Raw genomic sequence first — 18,061 nt, forward strand, 5'->3', positions numbered from 1 at the left:
GCGTCAGCCGGTGTTCGTACGGGGGCCGCCCAGCTCCACCGCGGTGCAGCGCCAGCGGTGGTCCGGGCCGCACTCCAGGCGGAAGGCCATGGCGCGGAGCTGGTCGCCCGCGCCGATACGGGCGAAGGCCTCGATGGCGCCGGGGCGGGGGACGTAGTAGCCGATGTCGCGGACGACCGGACGGGTGCCGCGGGTGCGCAGCGGGCCGCGCTCGGCGAGCAGTGCCAGCTCGTCGTAGGCCCGCCCGACGGTGTGGCGGAGCATGCTGTGCACCGGGCGCTGACCGCTCAGCACGGACAGCAGGCGGTCGGCGAAGACATCGGTCGGGCGGGCACGGCGGGCCGGAGCGGCCGTCGGGGCCCGGTCTACGGCGCCGGGTGCCGTCGCACGCCCCGTCCCTCTGCTCGGTGCCGCGGGACGGGGCGTGCTGCCCGGACGGCGGGAGTCATGGCGCACCGGAGGCCGTCCACCGGGCCGCCGCCCGCCCCTGGCCGGGGAGACACCTCCGGCGGCCGTGACGTTCCGGGCGGCCACGGTGCTCCTCGCGGTCGCCGTGTTGCCGACGGTCCTGGTGTTCCCTGCGGTCCTGGTGTTCCCTGCGGTCCTGGTGTTGTCGGCGGGCGTGGTGCTCCTGGGCGCCGCCGTATGTCCGGCCGTGGAGCCGTTCCCGGCGGCGGGGGTGGGGTCCCCGGTCGCTGTGGCGTCCCCGGCGGTCGGCGTGCTTCCGGCCGCCGCCGTATGCCCGGTCGTGGAGCCGTTCCCGGCGGCGGGGGTGACCCTGGTCGCGGTGAGGTCCCCGGCGGTCGGCGCGCTCCCGGCCGCCGTGGTGTTTCCGGTCGTGGAGGTGTTCCTGGTCGCCGTGACGCGCCCGGCGGTCGGCGGTGCGTTCCTGGCCGCGGTGGTGGCCCCCGGGGCGGGCGTGCTCCCGGTGGTCGGCGTGCCCGCTGTCGCCGGTGTGCTCGCGGCCCCCGTTGTTGCCGTGTGCCCGGGGGTGGCTGTGCTCCTGGGGCTCCTGGGGGCGGCGGTGTTTCTGGTCATTACCTTGTTCATGAAGATCCCCGTTTCGCGGGACCGGTCGATACCGGTCGGTAACTTCTCGCTGGGGACCTTGTACGAGGCGGCGGCGCGGTGCGCAAGGAACCCGGGCGCGTGCCGGACGCGGTGGCGGCCTCACCCGTCAGGGTGAGCGGCGGCCCGGAAACCCGTGGCGGGGCGGGGGAGAACCGGGTGAAGCGCGGTTGTCCCGGCTGACGTCGGGGAAGGGCGCGACGGGACCCGAAGGGGGACACCCGCACGTATCCTGGGGTGACTCGCCGGAGACCCGGAACACGAACGTGACGGTCTCCCGAGGCCTTCCGGCCGTCCGGCCGCCCCGACCGACTACGAAAGCGGCTCGCCATGCGCGTCTACGTCCCCCTGACCCTCCCCGGTCTCGCCGAGGCGTACAAGACGGGTGAGCTGGGCGCGGGACCGTTCGTGGCGTACGCCGTCACTCCCGGGCTGCGCGAGTGGTGCCGCTCCGACGACATGGAGGAGCTGGAGTACGCGGCGCTCAACCAGGCCTCGCTGGCCTCGCTGCGGCTGCTCGCGGCGGACCCCGGGGCGCCCCGGCGCCGACTGGTCGTCGCGGTCGATGTGCCCGACGGCGCGGCGGCGGCCGGTCCGGACACCGATCCGGCGGCGCTCGGCGAGGTGCGGGTCTCCGGCACCGTGGCGCTGTCGAAGGCGGCGGCGGTGCACGCCGACGCGGCCGGCGCGGAGGCGGAGGTGACCGCGGCGGCCGGGGCCCTCGACGCGGCGGACGGCGGGGACGACGACGCACAGTCCGTGGTGGACGGCGCCGAGGACCATGAGCTGCTCTGGTACGCGACGCAGGAGATCCCGAACCTGCTGGGGTCGGCCGGCTGAACCGCGCGTTCACCGGCCCGGCGCCGGGCCGCCGGACGGCCGCCGCAGTGACTGTCGGTGGGGCCGGGTACGTTTTCCTCCATGGGGACGTACGGAAGCGCGCACATCGTCTGGGACTGGAACGGCACGCTGTTCCACGACAATGACGCGGTCATCGGGGCGACGAACGCGGCCTTCGCCGAAGTGGGGCTGGAGCCCATCACGCTGGAGCGCTACCGGGCGCTGTACTGCGTACCGGTGCCGAAGTTCTACGAGCGGCTGATGGGACGGCTGCCGACCACCGACGAGTGGGAGGCCATGGACCAGATATTCCAGCGCTACTACGCGGAGCACCGGCTCGGCTGCGGGCTCACCGAGGGCGCGGTGGAGCTGCTCACGGGATGGCGTTCGGCGGGCCGCAGCCAGTCGATCCTCAGCATGTACGGGCATGAGGAGCTCGTCCCGCTGGTGCGGGGATTCGGGATCGAGCCGCACTTCCTGCGGGTGCAGGGGCGTACCGGGCCCTCCGGCGGCAGCAAGGCCGAGCACATGGTCCGCCACCTCCAGAGGCTGGAGGGGGTCGAGCCGACGCGCACCGTGGTGATCGGGGACGCCGCGGACGACGCGGTCGCCGCCCTGCACGTCGGGGCCCGGGCCGTGCTGTACACCGGTGGCTCCCACAGCCGCGCCAGCCTGGAGTCCGTGGGCGTCCCGGTGGTCGACTCGCTGGAGGAGGCGGTCGAGGAAGCCGAACGGCTCGCGGCATGACCTGAGCGGGTGCGACGCCCACAGGCGCCGCGCCCGGAGCCCGCCGAGGGGCTCAGGTCGCCGGCGCCTTCGCCCGCAGGACCCTGAGGAACTCACGCATCCAGTGGGCGTGATCGGGCCAGGCGCGGGACGAGACCAGGGCGCCGTCGACCACCACCTCCGTGTCCTGGAAGGTGGCGCCGGCCGCCTGCATGTCGAGCTCCAGCGCCGGATAGGCCGTGACGTGCCGCCCCCGCAGGGCGTCGGCCGCGGCGGTGAGCAGGGGGCCGTGGCAGATCTGGGCCACCGGCCGGTCGGTGTCGAAGAACGACTTCAGGATCTTGCGCAGTTCGGGATCGTTGCGGAGATACTCCGGGGCGCGCCCGCCGGGGATCACCAGGGCGGCATAGTCCCCCGGGTCCACCTCGGAGAAGGCGAGGTCGGCGGGCCAGGTGTAGCCGGGCTTCTCGGTGTACGTATCGAATCCGCGTTCGAAGTCATGGACGACGAAGCGGAGGGTCTTGCGTGTGGGGGCCGCGATGTGGACCTCGTAACCCTCCTCACACAGGCGCTGGTAGGGATACAGGACCTCCAGTGATTCCGCCGCGTCGCCGGTGACGATCAGGATCTTCTGCGCCATGTTCGCTGTGCTCCCCTCGGTCGTGCGGACGGCCCGGACGGGTGCTCATGGAACGGTGCCTGAGCTGGGGCACGTCCCGCCGGGGGCCCGTCACCGCTCGTACCGCCATGCTCGCACCGGGGACCCCCGCACGGCACGGTCTTCTTGGCCCCTGTGCAGAACGTCAAAGTTCCGACCCTGGTTTTGTACACATACGGCTCATGACGTGCCCCCGGTCCGGGGCGATAGCCTGGTGACGTGATCAGCGCGATACGTCGCGGGGACGTCGGCGTCCCTGCCCCGCGCCCGGTGAGCTCGGACGATGTCCGAGACCGGGCGGCGGTCGCTGATCCTCACAGGCGGGGCCGGTCGGACAGGGCGCCGCAGGCGCCCGCCACGGAAGCCCGGGCGTCGGGGACGCGGAAGGCGCTCCATGCGCCGAGAGCAGCGTCACAGCCGTCAGGGATGCCGGAAATGGCCGATAAACCCCCGCCGAGCTCTCCGGGCGGCATACCGTCGAACCCGGCCGGACATCCCGCGTCGCGGCGTTGTGCCGGAGAAGCGACCGTATTTCCTTCTACGTCACGCAACGGCGCGCGACAGGAGTCAGAGGACCATGCAGACCAAGCTGGACGAAGCCAAGGCCGAGCTGCTCGAAAGGGCTGCCCGGGTAGCTGAGAACGGTCCGGTCGGGGGACACCTACCGACCGGGACGACGGACGAGGGCAGCCCCGACCGGGACACGGCGCTCGCGTTCCTCCAGCGCTACTACCTGCACACCGCTCCGGAGGACCTGAGCGACCGCGACCCGGTGGATGTCTTCGGAGCCGCGTTCTCGCACAACAGGCTGGCCGAGGTGCGTCCGCAGGGCACGGCCAATGTGCGGGTCCACACCCCGACCGTCGAGGAGAACGGGTGGACCTGCACCCACTCCGTCGTCGAGGTCGTCACCGACGACATGCCGTTCCTGGTCGACTCCGTCACCAATGAGCTGTCGCGCCAGGGGCGCGGCATCCATGTGGTCATCCACCCCCAGTTCGTCGTCCGCCGCGATGTGACCGGCAAGCTGCTCGAGGTGCTGCCCGAGGCGCCCGCCGGCGAGCTGCCGCACGACGCGCACATCGAGTCCTGGATCCACGTCGAGATCGACCGTGAGACCGACCGGTCCGACCTCAAGCAGATCACCGCCGATCTGCTGCGTGTCCTGTCCGACGTCCGCGAGGCCGTCGAGGACTGGGAGAAGATGCGCGACGCCGCGCTGCGCATGGCCGAGGACCTCCAGAAGGAGGACGTGCCCCAGGACCTCCCGCAGGCGGAGATCGAGGAGGCCGGAGAGCTGCTGCGCTGGCTGGCCGCCGACCACTTCACCTTCCTCGGCTACCGCGAGTACCACCTGCGCGAGGACGACTCCCTGGCCGCGGTGCCCGGCACCGGGCTCGGCATACTGCGGGCCGACCCGCAGCACGCGGGTGACGACAGCCACCCGGTGAGCCCGTCCTTCGAGCGGCTGCCCGCCGACGCCCGCGCCAAGGCGCGCGAGCACAAGCTGCTGGTCCTCACCAAGGCCAACAGCCGCGCCACCGTGCACCGGCCCTCGTACCTCGACTACGTCGGCGTGAAGAAGTTCGACGAGCAGGGCAATGTGGTCGGCGAGCGCCGTTTCCTCGGCCTGTTCTCGTCCGCCGCCTACACCGAGTCCGTGCGCCGGGTGCCCGTCATCCGACGCAAGGTCGAGGAGGTCCTCGAGGGCGCCGGGTTCTCGCCCAACAGCCATGACGGCCGGGACCTGCTCCAGATCCTGGAGACCTACCCGCGCGACGAGCTGTTCCAGACCCCGACCGACGAGCTGCGCTCCATCTCCACCTCCGTCCTCTACCTCCAGGAGCGCCGCCGGCTGCGGCTCTACCTGCGCCAGGACGAGTACGGGCGCTACTACTCCGCCCTCGTCTACCTGCCGCGCGACCGCTACACCACCGGCGTCCGGCTGCGGATCATCGACATCCTGAAGGAGGAGCTCGGCGGCACCAGCGTCGACTTCACGGCCTGGAACACCGAGTCGGTCCTCTCCCGGCTGCACTTCGTGGTCCGCGTCCCGCAGGGCACCGAGCTGCCGCAGCTGTCCGACGCCGACAAGGAGCGCATCGAGGCCCGTCTCGTCGAGGCCGCCCGCTCCTGGGCCGACGCCTTCTCCGAGGCGCTCAACGCCGAGCTGGGCGAGGAGCGCGCCGCCGAACTCCAGCGGAGCTACGGGGGCGCCTTCCCCGAGGGCTACAAGGCGGACCACACCCCGCGTGCGGCGGTCTCCGACCTCGTCCACCTGGAGGAGCTCACCACCGGGGAGGGCGGCAGGGACTTCGCCCTCAGCCTCTACGAGCCGGTGGGCGCCGCCCCCGGTGAGCGCCGCTTCAAGATCTACCGCAAGGGCGAGGCCGTCTCCCTGTCCGCGGTCCTGCCGGTGCTCCACCGGCTCGGCGTCGAGGTCATCGACGAACGCCCGTATGAACTGCGCTGCTCGGACCACACGATCGCGTGGATCTACGACTTCGGTCTGCGGCTGCCCGGTTCGCTGACCGGCAGCGTCGACTCCCTCGGCGACGACGCCCGGGAGCGGTTCCAGGAGGCCTTCGCCGCCACCTGGACCGGGCAGGCCGAGAACGACGGCTTCAACGCGCTGGTGCTGGGCGCCGGGCTCACCTGGCGGCAGGCCATGGTGCTGCGCGCCTACGCCAAGTACCTGCGCCAGGCCGGCTCGACCTTCAGCCAGGACTACATGGAGGACACCCTCCGCAACAACATCCACACCACCCGGCTGCTGGTCTCCCTCTTCGAGGCACGGATGTCGCCGGACCGGCAGCGGGCCGGCGTGGAGCTGACCGACGCCCTGCTGGAGGAGCTGGACGCCGCCCTGGACCAGGTCGCCTCGCTGGACGAGGACCGGATCCTGCGCTCCTTCCTCACCCTCATCAAGGCGACCCTGCGCACCAACTTCTTCCAGCTGACGAAGAGCGGCGTGCCGCACGACTACGTCTCCATGAAGTTCGACCCGCAGGCCATCCCGGACCTCCCGGCGCCGCGCCCGGCGTTCGAGATCTGGGTGTACTCGCCGCGTGTCGAGGGCGTGCATCTGCGCTTCGGCAAGGTCGCACGAGGCGGCCTGCGCTGGTCCGACCGGCGTGAGGACTTCCGCACCGAGATCCTCGGCCTGGTCAAGGCACAGATGGTGAAGAACACCGTCATCGTGCCGGTCGGCGCCAAGGGCGGGTTCGTCGCCAAGCAGCTCCCGGACCCGGCCGTGGACCGTGACGCCTGGCTGGCGGAGGGCGTCCGCAGCTACCGGACGTTCATCTCCGCCCTGCTCGACATCACCGACAACATGGTGGCCGGCGAGGTCGTGCCGCCCGCGGACGTCGTCCGGCACGACTCCGAGGACACCTACCTCGTGGTCGCCGCGGACAAGGGCACGGCCACGTTCTCGGACATCGCCAACGAGGTCGCCGAGAGCTACGATTTCTGGCTCGGCGACGCCTTCGCCTCCGGCGGCTCGGCGGGCTACGACCACAAGAAGATGGGCATCACCGCCCGCGGCGCCTGGGAGTCCGTGAAGCGGCACTTCCGGGAGCTGGGCGTGAACACCCAGGCCGAGGACTTCACGGTCGTCGGCATCGGCGACATGTCCGGTGATGTGTTCGGCAACGGCATGCTGCTCTCCGAGCACATCCGCCTGGTCGCCGCCTTCGACCACCGGCACATCTTCATCGACCCGACCCCGGACGCGGCGACCGCGTACGCCGAGCGCCGCCGGCTGTTCGAGCTGCCGCGCTCCTCCTGGGCCGACTACAACGCCGAGCTGCTGTCGGCCGGCGGCGGGGTGTTCCCCCGGTCGGCCAAGTCGATCCCGGTCAACGCGCACATCCGGGAGGCCCTCGGCATCGACGGCGCCGTCACCAAGATGACGCCGGCCGACCTGATGCGGGCCATCCTCACCGCGCCGGTCGACCTGCTGTGGAACGGCGGCATCGGGACGTACGTCAAGTCCTCGGCGGAGTCCAACGCGGACGTCGGCGACAAGGCCAACGACGCCATCCGGGTGGACGGCCGCGATCTGCGCGCCAAGGTCGTCGGCGAGGGCGGCAACCTGGGCATGACCCAGCTCGGCCGGATCGAGTGCGCCCAGCACGGCGGCAAGATCAACACCGATGCGATCGACAACAGCGCCGGTGTGGACACCTCGGACCACGAGGTGAACATCAAGATCCTGCTCAACTCGGTCGTCGCCGACGGCGATCTGACGGTCAAGCAGCGCAACCGGCTGCTCGCCCGGATGACCGACGAGGTCGGCTCGCTGGTGCTGCGCAACAACTACGCGCAGAACGTGGCGATCGCCAACGCCCTGTTCCAGTCCAAGGACATGCTGCACGCGCAGCAGCGGTTCATGCGCCACCTGGTGCGCGAGGGCCACCTCGACCGGGCGCTGGAGTTCCTGCCCACCGACCGGCAGATCCGTGAGCGGCTGAACACCGGGCACGGCCTGACCGGCCCGGAGACGGCCGTGCTGCTGGCCTACACCAAGATCACGGTCGCCGAGGAACTGCTGCAGACGCAGCTGCCCGACGACCCGTATCTGCTCGGTCTGCTGCACGCCTACTTCCCGACGGCGCTGCGCAAGAAGTTCCTCAGCCAGATCGACAACCATGCGCTGCGCCGCGAGATCGTGACCACCGTGCTGGTCAACGACACGGTCAACACGGGTGGTACGAGCTTCCTGCACCGGCTGCGCGAGGAGACCGGCGCCTCGCTGGAGGAGATCGTGAGGGCTCAGACCGCGGCCCGTGCGATCTTCCATGCGAGCGCGGTGTGGGACGGGGTGGAGGCCCTGGACAACCAGGTCGACGCCGATGTCCAGACCCGGATCCGGCTGCACTCGCGGCGGCTGGTCGAGCGCGGCACGCGCTGGCTGCTCAACAACCGGCCGCAGCCGCTGCAGCTCACGGAGACGATCGAGTTCTTCGGGAAGCGCGTCGAGCAGGTCTGGAACGAGCTGCCCAAGCTGATGCGCGGCGCGGACCTGGAGTGGTGGCAGAAGATCTACGACGAGCTGACGGGCGCCGGCGTCCCGGACCAACTCGCCTCCCGGGTGGCCGGGTTCTCCTCGGCCTTCCCGGCGCTGGACATCGTCTCGGTGGCCGACCGCATGGGCAAGGACCCGATGGCCGTCGCAGAGGTCTACTACGACCTCGCGGACCGGCTGCAGATCACCCAGCTCATGGACCGCATCCTCGAACTGCCGCGCACCGACCGGTGGCAGTCGATGGCCCGTGCGGCGATCCGCGAGGACCTCTACGCGGCCCACTCGGCGCTGACGGCGGACGTCCTGGCGGTGGGCAACGGTGCCGCCACGCCTGAACAGCGCTTCGAGTCCTGGCACGAGAACAACGCGCCGATCCTGACCCGGGCGCGCGCCACCCTCGACGAGATCGCGAACTCGGACTCCTTCGATCTCGCGAACCTCTCGGTCGCGATGCGCACGATGCGGACGCTGCTGCGGACGCACAGCTAGTCCACGTCCTTGTACGACGGCGGGGGCGCTCCAGCGAGTTGGGGCGCCCCCGTCGGCGTACCGGGGCATGATCTTCCTGTTGTGCACCGGTCCGGCTTTCTTGCCCACACCTTGGGTAATTCCAGTACGGGATTTACCCCTTGCTGCTAAACCGGACATTTGGGCTGGTGTGTGGCCTGATCGTCGGACGAGTGTGGAGGACCCGTACCCGTGACTGTGAACCTCTCCGAGCAGCTGCCCCAGGCCGCTCGCCCGGCTGCCGAGACCGTCGTTCCCGTCCCCGCACCGGTATTTGCCCGGTTCGGGCGGCTGGCGGTCGAGGTGGCCAAGTTCGGGGTCGTCGGCGGCAGCGGTGTCGCGGTCAATTTCCTGGTTTTCAACTTTCTGCTGCACGCGCTGAGATGGGCACCGATGACGGCGACGGTGCTCGCCAGTGTCGTCGCCATGGGCACCAACTACCTGGGCTTCCGCTTCTTCGCCTATCGAGACCGGGCCTCGCGCACCCGGCAGCAGATCGTGCTGTTCTTCGCCTTCAGCGGGATCGGCGTGGTGATGGAGAGCGCACTGTTCTACATCGGCTACCACGGGCTCGGTATGAGCGGGGCGCTGGGATCGAACCTGGCGAAGGCGCTGTCGATCGTGCTGGCGTCGGCGTTCCGCTTCCTGGTGTACCGGACCTGGGTGTTCCAGCACGGGACGAAGCCGGGCGCCGGCGCCCGATGACCCTCGCGCCGCAGGGGGCCGACGAGTCGGCCGGGTCGGGCGAAGGCGGAGGGGACGGCGGGGAGTCTTCCGGGGGTGGTGGGGGTGTAGGGCCTCTGGGGGCTCTTGGGACCGTCGGGAGTGCCGGGAGTGCCGGGAGTATTGGGGTGTCCGGGGTCGGGGGGACGACGACGCGGGGACCCGGGACCGGCGGGGCCGGGCGGCACCGGGCGTGGCTCGGGGCCCTCGCGGCGCCGCGCGGTGCGGTCGGGGCGGTGCTGTGGGCGGCAGTTGCCCTGCTGGTCGTCCTGATGCTTCTGGTGATCGTCCGGCTGCCGTGGGTCGGTGACCTCGGGATGCACGCGGCGACCGTGGAACGGCTGCGGCACGGGCTGTTGCACCCCGGCAATCCGCTGGTCGACGCGGACACACCGAGCCCCTACTACTCGCCGTGGACCGTCTTCCTGGGAGTCGTGGCGCGGCTCACGGGCGCCTCGGTCTGGGTCGTTCTGCGCATCGGTGCGCTGATCGGGCTGACGCTGCTGGTGACGGGCGTATGGCGGTATGCCCGCACCCTGAGCGACCGGCGTGCCGCGCCGCCGCTGGCCCTGCTGTGCGTGCTGCTTCTGTGGGGCACCCAGGCGTTCAGCTGGAGCGGCTTCCTCGGGCTGAACTCGCTGGCGCTGACGGTGGCCTATCCGAGCGTGTTCGCGCTGGGGGCGGCCTTCCATCTCTGGGCGCTGCTGACCCGGGCGCTGAGGGGCGAGCCCGCGGGGCCCGTGGGGTGGGCGGTGCTTCCCGGGCTCGGTGTGCTGTGGGCGGTGATTCTGCTCAGCCATCAGTTCACCGGGGTGGTGGCGACGCTGGGCGTGCTGGCGACCGTGGTGGGGGCGCGGGCCGGACGACGGTCCCTGCTGCGGCTCGGGGCCGGGGCGGTGCTCGGAGTGGTGGTGCTCGCGGTGTGGCCCTACTACGACTTCTTCGCGCTGCTGGGCGCGGGAGGGCTGGACGAGATCCACCGGCCGCTGTACCAGCACCTGTTCGTGCGGTTCTGCCTGGTCCTGGTCGGGGTGGCGGCGCTGGCGGTACGGGCGCGGCGGGACCGGCGCGATCCGCTGGTGGTGTTCTTCCTGCTGGGGGCGGTGGTGTTCGCGGCGGGCGGGCTGACCGGGCACTACTCATGGGGGCGGGCGTTGCCGGCGGCGCTGATCCCCGCGCAGACGGCGGCGGCCGTGGAGGCGGCCGGGGCGGCGCGCGGCGCCCGGCGGAACGTGGCGGCCGGGGTGCTGACGGTCGCGCTCGCCGCCGGGGTGTGGGGGCAGGTGCAGACCGTGGGGTATGTGGTGGGGGGTGGGGCGCTGCCCCGGGTGGTCGAGGCGAAGTACTCGGCGCCGTGGGCGGGGTATCACTGGATCACTCGGTGGGTGCGGTACGGGGATGTGGTGATGGCGAGGATGTATCCGTCGCGGCAGATTCCGGCGTACGGGGCGTACACGGTGGCCCCGGGGTACCCGGACTTCTTTCTGCCGGACGGGGGGCGGCGGGAGGCGGCGGTACGGACGTACTTCGGGGCGGGGGTGTCGCGGGCGCGGCGGCTGGGGGTGCTGCGGACGTACCACGTCCGGTGGGTCGTGCAGCGGCCTTCGGACGGGGGGTTGCCGGTGGGGGGTGGGGTGTTGCGGCGGGTGGCTTCGGGGCCGGGGGGTCAGGTGCTGTACGAGGTGACACGCTGAGGGATCCCGCCCCCGCCGCCCTTACCCGTCCCATCCCGGGGGCTGCGCCCCCGAGCCCCCACCGGGGGCTGCGCCCCCGAGCCCCCCGGCAGGGGCTTCGCCCCTGACCCCGGGCGGGGACTGCGTCCCCTGCACCCCTCGCCGGGCGCTGGTCGGAGTTCGGCGTGGGCCGGCGTGCAGGGATCGGGGTGCATCGCGGGGGCTGCGCCCCCGAACCTCCCACCAGGGGCTCCGCCCCTGACCCCGAGCGGGGACTGCGTCCCCTGCACCCCTCGCCGGGCGCTGGTCGGAGTTCGGCGTGAGCCGGCGTGCAGGGGACCGGGGTGCATCGCGGGGCTGCGCCCCCGACCCCCCCCGGCAGGGGCTTCGCCCCTGGCCCCGGGCGGGGACTGCGTCCCCTGCACCTCTCGCGGGTTCTCTCCGGCGATTCCGGTGGGGGCAGGGCCCCAGCCACCCACGCGGGGCTTCGCCCCTGGCCCCGAGCGGGGACTGCGTCCCTTGCGCCCCTCGCGGGGCTGCCCGCGGGTGGGCAATGGCCCCGGTCCGCAAGCGCGGCGTTGCCTCTGGCCCTTGGGTGGGACTGCGTCCCTTGCGCCTCTCGCGGGGCCCTCCCCGGGGGTTTCGGTGGGGCAGTGGCCCCGGCCCCCACGCGCGGCGTTGCCTCTGGCCCTTGGGTGGGGCCGCGTCCCCTGTGCCCCTCGCGGGGCTCCTCCCCAGGGGTTCCGGTGGGGCGGCGCCCCCGGCCTCCACGCCGGGCCTCGCCGCGGGCCCCAGGGGGTTCGGGGTGGTTGGGGTGGAGGGGCGGGTGGGTTAGTGGAGGGTGCTTCTGAGGAGGTGGGCTGCTTGGCGGGTTTTGGGGCCTGCGGCTTTGTGGAGGAGGGGGGTGAGGCGGGTGGTGATGCCTATGGGGCGCCAGCGGAGCTGGAGGCGGCCCGGGGTGTGGTGCTCCGGTTCCACCGTGAGGGCGTGGGGGAGGGTGCCCACGGGGGCGGCCTCGAAGGGTGGGAAGTCCAGGGGGGCCAGCAGGACGGAGGAGTTGGTCAGGCCGTGGTGGTCGAGGCGCAGGACCGGGTGGCGGATGCCGTCGAAGCCCTGTACGGGCAGCCGGGCCGCCGCCAGGTCCAGCCGGACCCGGCCCTCGAAGACGCCGGGGCGGACCGGGTCCAGGCGGAACGCCGTCACCAGGCGGCGCCGGCCGGGGGCGACCACCAGGCTCGCCCGCTGCGGGCCCACAGGCAGCCGCAGGCCCGGGTCGTAGGTGCGGACCGTGAGGTCCAGCGAGGCCCCCGGGCCCGGCGTCAGGGAGGTGATCTCATGGCGGAACAGCGCGCTCGGGAAGGGCCGGTCCGTCAGATCCAGGTCGGAGAGGTCCAGTTCGCGGCGGGCGGAGGGCGACGCCGGGACCTCGGTACCCCAGTAGGTCGTGCCCGTCGCGTCGGTCACCGTCTCCCGCGGGGCCACCCGGTGTCCCAGTCCTCGTGCCGCCGACCGCGCGTCGGTCAGCCGGCGGTCGCGCACCAGCTGGAGCACCACCCGTTCCATCCGCGGCAGCCGGGCGTACGCCTCGGGCGCCAGGGTGTCCAGATACGGCGTCACCACGTCCGCGAAGCCGGCGAGCCACTCCTCGTCCCGGTACGGCAGATCACCCGCGTACATCCGGAAGTCGTGCTTGAGGAACTTGTGGTCCTTCTCCTTCCGCAGTTCCCCGTGCCCGTGCTCGGCCAGAAAGGCGTCGATCAGCCTCTGCACATGGATGCGGTCGCGGACATTGGAGAGCTTGTGCCGCTGGTTGGAGATCGACGCCGACTCGGCCGCCCCGTAGGGCGCGATGTACCAGCGGTACACCGGTTCCGGCACGACCGTGAAGGACCGCGCCAGACAGTACGCCTGCGCCGAGAACAGCTGGTCCTCGTAGTGGATCCCCTCGGGGAAGCGCAGCCCGTGCCGGTCCAGGAACTCCCTCCGGTACATCTTGCTCGTCGACAAATGCTCGAACAGCAGGCCGGGTTCGGACGCGATGCCCTCCACCGTGCGCCGCTCGGCGACCAGCTGGGGCATCCAGGTCGAGCGGCGCCCGGTGTCGACCCGGACCCGCTCCACCGCGCCCATCGCGAAGTCGACCTCGCGCTCCCGGTGAGCGGCGAGCAGCAGCTCCACCGCGTCGTCGGGCAGTTCGTCGTCGCTGTCGAGGAACATCAGATACGGCGCCCGGGCGATGTCGATCGCCCGGTTGCGCGGGGCGCTGCAACCACCGCTGTTCTCCGGCAGCCGCAGATACCGCACCCGGTCGTCCTGCGCCGCCAGCCGCCGGGCCACCGCGGGGGTGTCGTCCGTGGAGTGGTCGTCGCTGATGATCACTTCGAGGTCCGGGTGGGTCTGCCGCAGCAGCGAGGCCACGGCCCGCGGCAGGCGCTCCGCGTCGTTGTAGACGATCACCGTGACGGTCACATCGGGGGTCTTCACATCGGGGGTCCGGGGCGTCGTCACGCCGTCGCCTCCTCGGGGGTCGGGGCGGGGGTCCGTTCGTCCACCGGGACGACCGGGGGCAGCGACTCCTCGCTCTCGCCCAGGAACACCCGGCGCACCACCCGCTCGGCGGCCCGCCCGTCGTCGAACTCGCAGAAGCGCCGCCGGAAGAGGCCCAGCGCCTTCAGCGCGGCCTCGTTGCGCCAGGCGTCCGTCTCCAGGACGGCCGCGAGCTCGTCCTGGGTGCGCGCCACCTGGCCCGGTGCCTGCGCCATCAGATCGAAGTACACGCCACGCGTCTTCGCGTAGGTCTCCCAGTCGTCGGCGTAGATCACGATCGGACGGTTCAGATTGGCGAAGTCGAACATGATCGACGAGTAGTCCGTGATCAGGACGTCCGCCGCCAGCGAGAGCTCCTCGACGGGGTCGTACGAGGACACGTCGATCACCCGGCCCGAGCGCAGCAGCCCGGTCAGCGGGGAGGCCGCACCGCCGTAGAAGTAGTGGCCGCGGACCAGCAGGACCGTGTCCGGGCCGAGCCGGTCGGCCAGCGAGGCCAGGTCCAGGCGCGGGGACCAGCCGGCCTCGTAGTCCCGGTGCGTGGGGGCGTAGAGGATCGCCCGGCGGCCCGGGGCTATGCCGAGGCGTTCGCGGACGGCGCGGATGTCCTCGGCGGTGGCGGAGTAGAAGACGTCGTTGCGCGGATAGCCGTGGTCCAGCGAGGTGTGGTGCGAGGGGTAGGCGCGCTCCCACATCCGGGTGGAGTGGCTGTTGGCGGAGACGCTGTAGTCCCATTTGTCGACGCGGGCCAGCAGGGCGTCGAAGTCCAGGCCCTTGGCGGCGGCCGGGAAGTCCACCTGGTCCAGGCCCATGCGCTTGAGCGGGGTGCCGTGGTGGGTCTGGAGATGGATCGCGTCCGGGCGTTTGACCACAGAATTGGGGAAGTTGACGTTGTTGACGAGGTACTTGGCCCTGGCCATCACGTCCCAGTAGCGGCGGGTGCCGGGGACGATGTGGTCGGTGCCCGGCGGCAGCAGCGCCGCCCTGTCCCGGGAGACCACCCACACCGGGTGGATGTGCGGGGCGAGTTCGGCGAGCTTCGCGGCGATCGCGGCCGGATTGCAGGCCACCCCCCGGTTCCAGTACGCCGAGAACACCGCCAGACGGGGGTCGACCGGCTCCTCCAGCGCCCTCCGGTAGCGGTGGTCGCGCAGCTTCGCGGTGATCTGCCGTCGGCCCGCCGCCACCGCCGACTTCGCCCGGCGCCGCTTCTGGTTGGCGACCTGGAAGGCGCGGTACCTGGTGTACGCGTTCTCCTCCAGGAGCGAGCGGCGTATGCCCTCGAACCCGGCGGGCCCCCGGTGGTGTTCCGGACGCCAGCGCACCGCGGCCCGGGACGCACGCGCGAAGAACTCCCGTGCCACCGGCTCCGGCATCCCGCTGCGGGCGAAGACACGCAGCAGATCGCGGACCATCACGTCGTACAGCACCGCCCGGGGCCCCTCGGGCGTGCCCCGCTCGGCCAGCAGTCGGTGCAGCCGCTCGTAGTGTTCGACGAGCGCATAGCGCTGTGCGGCGGTCACCGGCGGCAGGCTCTGCTCGCGCAACTCCCGTATCTCATAGGCCACCTGGTCGAGACAGGCGATCTCGCCGGCGCCCAGCAGCAGGGCCGTGGCGGTGTACGCCTCGTCCTCGGGGACCCCCTCCTCCGCGAGCAGCGCGGAGACCTCCGGGGACCGCCAGAAGTCCGCGCGTATCACGCGGTTGCCCAGCACCGGTGTCAGCCGCAGCAGTTGAGGGAGGTCGCTGAGCGGGGCGGCACGGCGGCCGGCGCGGGCCAGGAACCGGCCGTCCGCGCTGGGCGCGCCCGAGGTCCCCCAGGTGGACCGGACATGGTCGACGACCAGGACGTCCACCGAGCCGGCGAGTTCGGCGGTGCGGTCGGCGACGGTGCGCAGGGCGCCGGCCGGCAGTCCGTCCTTGGCGTGCACGAAGTGCAGCCAGCGCCCGGTGGCCCGGTCGGCCCCCGCCGCGCGGGCCGCGCCGTCGCCGGTGCTCCCGGGCAGCGGCACCACCACCATCCGGGAGTCCTGGGCCGCATACCGCTCCGCCTGCTGCCGGGCCCAGTCGCCGACGGCGGCGACGACTATCTCCGCCTCGGCGTAGGGCTCGGCGGACAGGGCGTCCAGGAGTTCGCCCAGATGCCCCTGGGGATCGGGGCCGTGGACGACGACGCTCAGCCCTGGTTGCACGAGGCTTTCCTTTCTTCTGTTCTCCGGACACCCATGGCTCGGGCACCGCTGCCGGCGACGGCCGGGGACATGAACAAAGTTTCGAGCGCTTTCTGCGCCTCAGAGAGGAAGAGTGGTTTTCCTGGAGTTAGGTTCCCTTTGCCGCGGATTCAGCCCTTGGTCGCCTTGGCGCGCCCGGGCTTGTCCTCGCCGCCCGTGAAGGCCTCGTACGCCTCCAGGACCTCCTCGGTCGGGCCGTCCATGCGCAGCACCCCGCGCTCCAGCCAGAGCACCCGGTCGCAGGTGTCACGGATCGACTTGTTGCTGTGGCTGACCAGGAAGACCGTGCCCGCGTGCCGGCGCAGCTCACGGATGCGTTTCTCGGAGCGCCGCTGGAAGGAGCGGTCGCCCGTGGCCAGGGCCTCGTCGATCAGCAGGACGTCATGGTCCTTGGCGGCGGCGATTGAGAAGCGCAGCCGGGCGGCCATGCCGGAGGAGTACGTCCGCATGGGCAGGGTGATGAAGTCGCCCTTCTCGTTGATGCCGGAGAAGTCGACGATCCCCTGGTAGCGCTCCTTGACCTGCTCCCGGGACATGCCCATGGCCAGGCCGCCGAGATGGACATTGCGCTCGCCCGTCAGATCGTTCATGAGCGCCGCGTTCACGCCGAGGAGGGAGGGCTGGCCATCGGTGAAGATCCTGCCGTTCTCCACCGGCAGCAGTCCGGCGACGGCCTTGAGCAGCGTCGACTTTCCGGAGCCATTGGTGCCGATCAGCCCGATGGCCTCGCCCTTGTAGGCGGTGAAGGACACGTTCCGGACGGCGTGCACCCGGCGCACCCCGGCCGCCTTCTCCGCCTGCCCGCGGCGCAGCATGCGGTGGAGCGCGGCGGTGGCGGTGCCGCGGCCGGCTCCGGTGCCGTTGACGCGGTAGACGATGTCGACGCCGTCACAGATGACGGTCGGGATGCGCTCGGCGCTGGTCGGGTCAGCCACGGCCGTAGGTCTCCTCAGCCTTCCAGAAGTAGATGAAGCCGCCGACGCCGACGAGCAGCGCCCAGCCCGTGGCCGCCGGCCACACATGGTGGGGGAGTTGGCTCGCGTGGAAGCTGTCGATCAGCGCGAAGCGCATCAGGTCGATGTAGACGGCGGCCGGATTGATCTCCAGCGCGGTCATCACGGCGGGCGGCAGATCGCTGTTCTTCGTCAGCTTGTCGATGCTCCACATGACGCCCGAGACATACATCCAGGTGCGCAGGAGGAACGGCATCAGCTGGGCGATGTCCGGTGTCTTGGCGCCCATCCTGGCCATGATCATCGCCATCCCGGCGTTGAACATGAACTGCAGCACCAGCGCGGGGATCGCCAGCACCCAGGAGAGGGAGACCGGCACACCGAAGCAGAGCAGGATGACGAGCAGCGCGGCCATCGAGAACAGCAGCTGCTGGAGCTGCTGGAGGCAGAAGGAGATGGGCAGCGCGGCGCGCGGGAAGTGCAGGGCGCGGACGAGCCCGAGGTTGCCGGAGATCGCCCGGGTGCCCGCCATGATCGAGCTCTGCGTGAACGTCCAGATGAACACGCCCGTGACCAGGAACGGGATGTAGTCGGGCACCCCGTGCTTGGTGCCGAGCAGCACACCGAAGATGAAGTAGTACACCGCCGCGTTCAGCAGGGGGTTCGCGACCTGCCAGAGCTGGCCCAGCTTCGCCTGGCTGTACTGGGCCGTCAGCTTGGCGGTGGCGAAGGCCGTGATGAAGTGACGGCGCGCCCACAGCTGCCGGACGTACGCGCGCAGGGTGGGGCGGGCACCGCTGACCGACAGACCGAACCGGGCGGCGAGCTGCGCCGGGGTCTCGGCCGGAACGGCCGCCGTGGAGGGCGGTGTGTGAAGGGCCTGGCTCACATCCGTCGCTTTCGCTCGGGGATCGGGTCCGCGAACCGGTCTGCAGTCTTCCGCCGTGCCGACCCCATGGGTACCGTTCCCCGGCTTTTCTCACGTTTCTTGCCGGGGTCTTGCTCTGCTCTTGGGGTCTCGGGCAGCTCTTGGGGGTTCGAACGACTGCCCTTTACGTCGGGACGGAACCGTATCGTCGTTACGCGAGCGTAAGCCGTTCCGACGT

11 protein-coding genes are annotated in these 18,061 nt (G+C 71.5%); 5 read left to right on the forward strand and 6 right to left on the reverse strand.

The window, feature by feature from the left end:
* Positions 1-3: 3 nt before the first annotated feature.
* On the reverse strand, positions 4-1,038 hold the full coding sequence (locus CP978_RS36085; protein ID WP_278190173.1) for an Rv3235 family protein: 1,035 nt from the start codon (positions 1,036-1,038) through the stop codon (positions 4-6).
* A gap of 360 nt (positions 1,039-1,398) precedes the next feature.
* On the opposite strand from CP978_RS36085, the gene CP978_RS13735 reads away from it, so the two are divergent.
* Together CP978_RS13735 and CP978_RS13740 are read left to right on the forward strand one after the other, a co-directional pair.
* On the forward strand, positions 1,399-1,908 hold the full coding sequence (locus CP978_RS13735) for a DUF6912 family protein (protein WP_043440746.1): 510 nt from the start codon (positions 1,399-1,401) through the stop codon (positions 1,906-1,908).
* An 81-nt stretch (positions 1,909-1,989) separates the two neighbouring features.
* A complete protein-coding gene (locus tag CP978_RS13740) occupies positions 1,990-2,655 on the forward strand; it encodes an HAD family hydrolase (protein ID WP_043440742.1) in 666 nt (221 codons plus the stop codon).
* A gap of 52 nt (positions 2,656-2,707) precedes the next feature.
* Here the strand turns inward: CP978_RS13740 and CP978_RS13745 are convergent, their stop codons facing one another.
* Positions 2,708-3,274, reverse strand: a complete 567-nt coding sequence (locus CP978_RS13745; protein WP_043440740.1) for a DJ-1/PfpI family protein — start codon at positions 3,272-3,274, stop codon at positions 2,708-2,710.
* A 595-nt stretch (positions 3,275-3,869) separates the two neighbouring features.
* Between CP978_RS13745 and CP978_RS13750 the strand changes: the two genes are divergently transcribed.
* The 3 genes from CP978_RS13750 (at position 3,870) to CP978_RS13760 (ending at position 11,245) form a co-directional block, all read left to right on the forward strand.
* Complete coding sequence (locus CP978_RS13750) at positions 3,870-8,810, forward strand: NAD-glutamate dehydrogenase (RefSeq protein WP_043440738.1); 4,941 nt, start codon at positions 3,870-3,872, stop codon at positions 8,808-8,810.
* Between the two features lie 210 nt (positions 8,811-9,020).
* Positions 9,021-9,533 (forward strand): GtrA family protein, encoded by a 513-nt coding sequence (locus CP978_RS13755; protein WP_227745368.1) that lies wholly within the window; start codon positions 9,021-9,023, stop codon positions 9,531-9,533.
* 290 nt (positions 9,534-9,823) lie between these two features.
* Positions 9,824-11,245, forward strand: coding sequence for a hypothetical protein (locus tag CP978_RS13760; protein WP_150478384.1), 1,422 nt, complete (start codon positions 9,824-9,826; stop codon positions 11,243-11,245).
* 810 nt (positions 11,246-12,055) lie between these two features.
* On the opposite strand, the gene CP978_RS13765 is transcribed toward CP978_RS13760, so the two are convergent.
* The 4 genes from CP978_RS13765 to CP978_RS13780 form a co-directional block, all read right to left on the reverse strand.
* Positions 12,056-13,708 (reverse strand): glycosyltransferase family 2 protein, encoded by a 1,653-nt coding sequence (locus CP978_RS13765; protein WP_079162518.1) that lies wholly within the window; start codon positions 13,706-13,708, stop codon positions 12,056-12,058.
* Between the two features lie 20 nt (positions 13,709-13,728).
* Entirely contained in the window at positions 13,729-15,963 is a 2,235-nt protein-coding gene (locus tag CP978_RS13770) for a CDP-glycerol glycerophosphotransferase family protein (RefSeq protein ID WP_043440730.1), read from the reverse strand.
* Positions 15,964-16,112: 149 nt separating this feature from the next.
* Positions 16,113-16,937, reverse strand: coding sequence for an ABC transporter ATP-binding protein (locus tag CP978_RS13775; protein WP_043440728.1), 825 nt, complete (start codon positions 16,935-16,937; stop codon positions 16,113-16,115).
* On the reverse strand, positions 16,930-17,844 hold the full coding sequence (locus CP978_RS13780; RefSeq protein ID WP_043440726.1) for an ABC transporter permease: 915 nt from the start codon (positions 17,842-17,844) through the stop codon (positions 16,930-16,932). Before CP978_RS13780 ends, CP978_RS13775 begins: the two co-directional genes overlap by 8 nt.
* Positions 17,845-18,061: the final 217 nt, after the last annotated feature.

The sequence above is a fragment of the Streptomyces nodosus genome (assembly GCF_008704995.1).
GTDB classification, from domain to species: domain Bacteria; phylum Actinomycetota; class Actinomycetes; order Streptomycetales; family Streptomycetaceae; genus Streptomyces; species Streptomyces nodosus.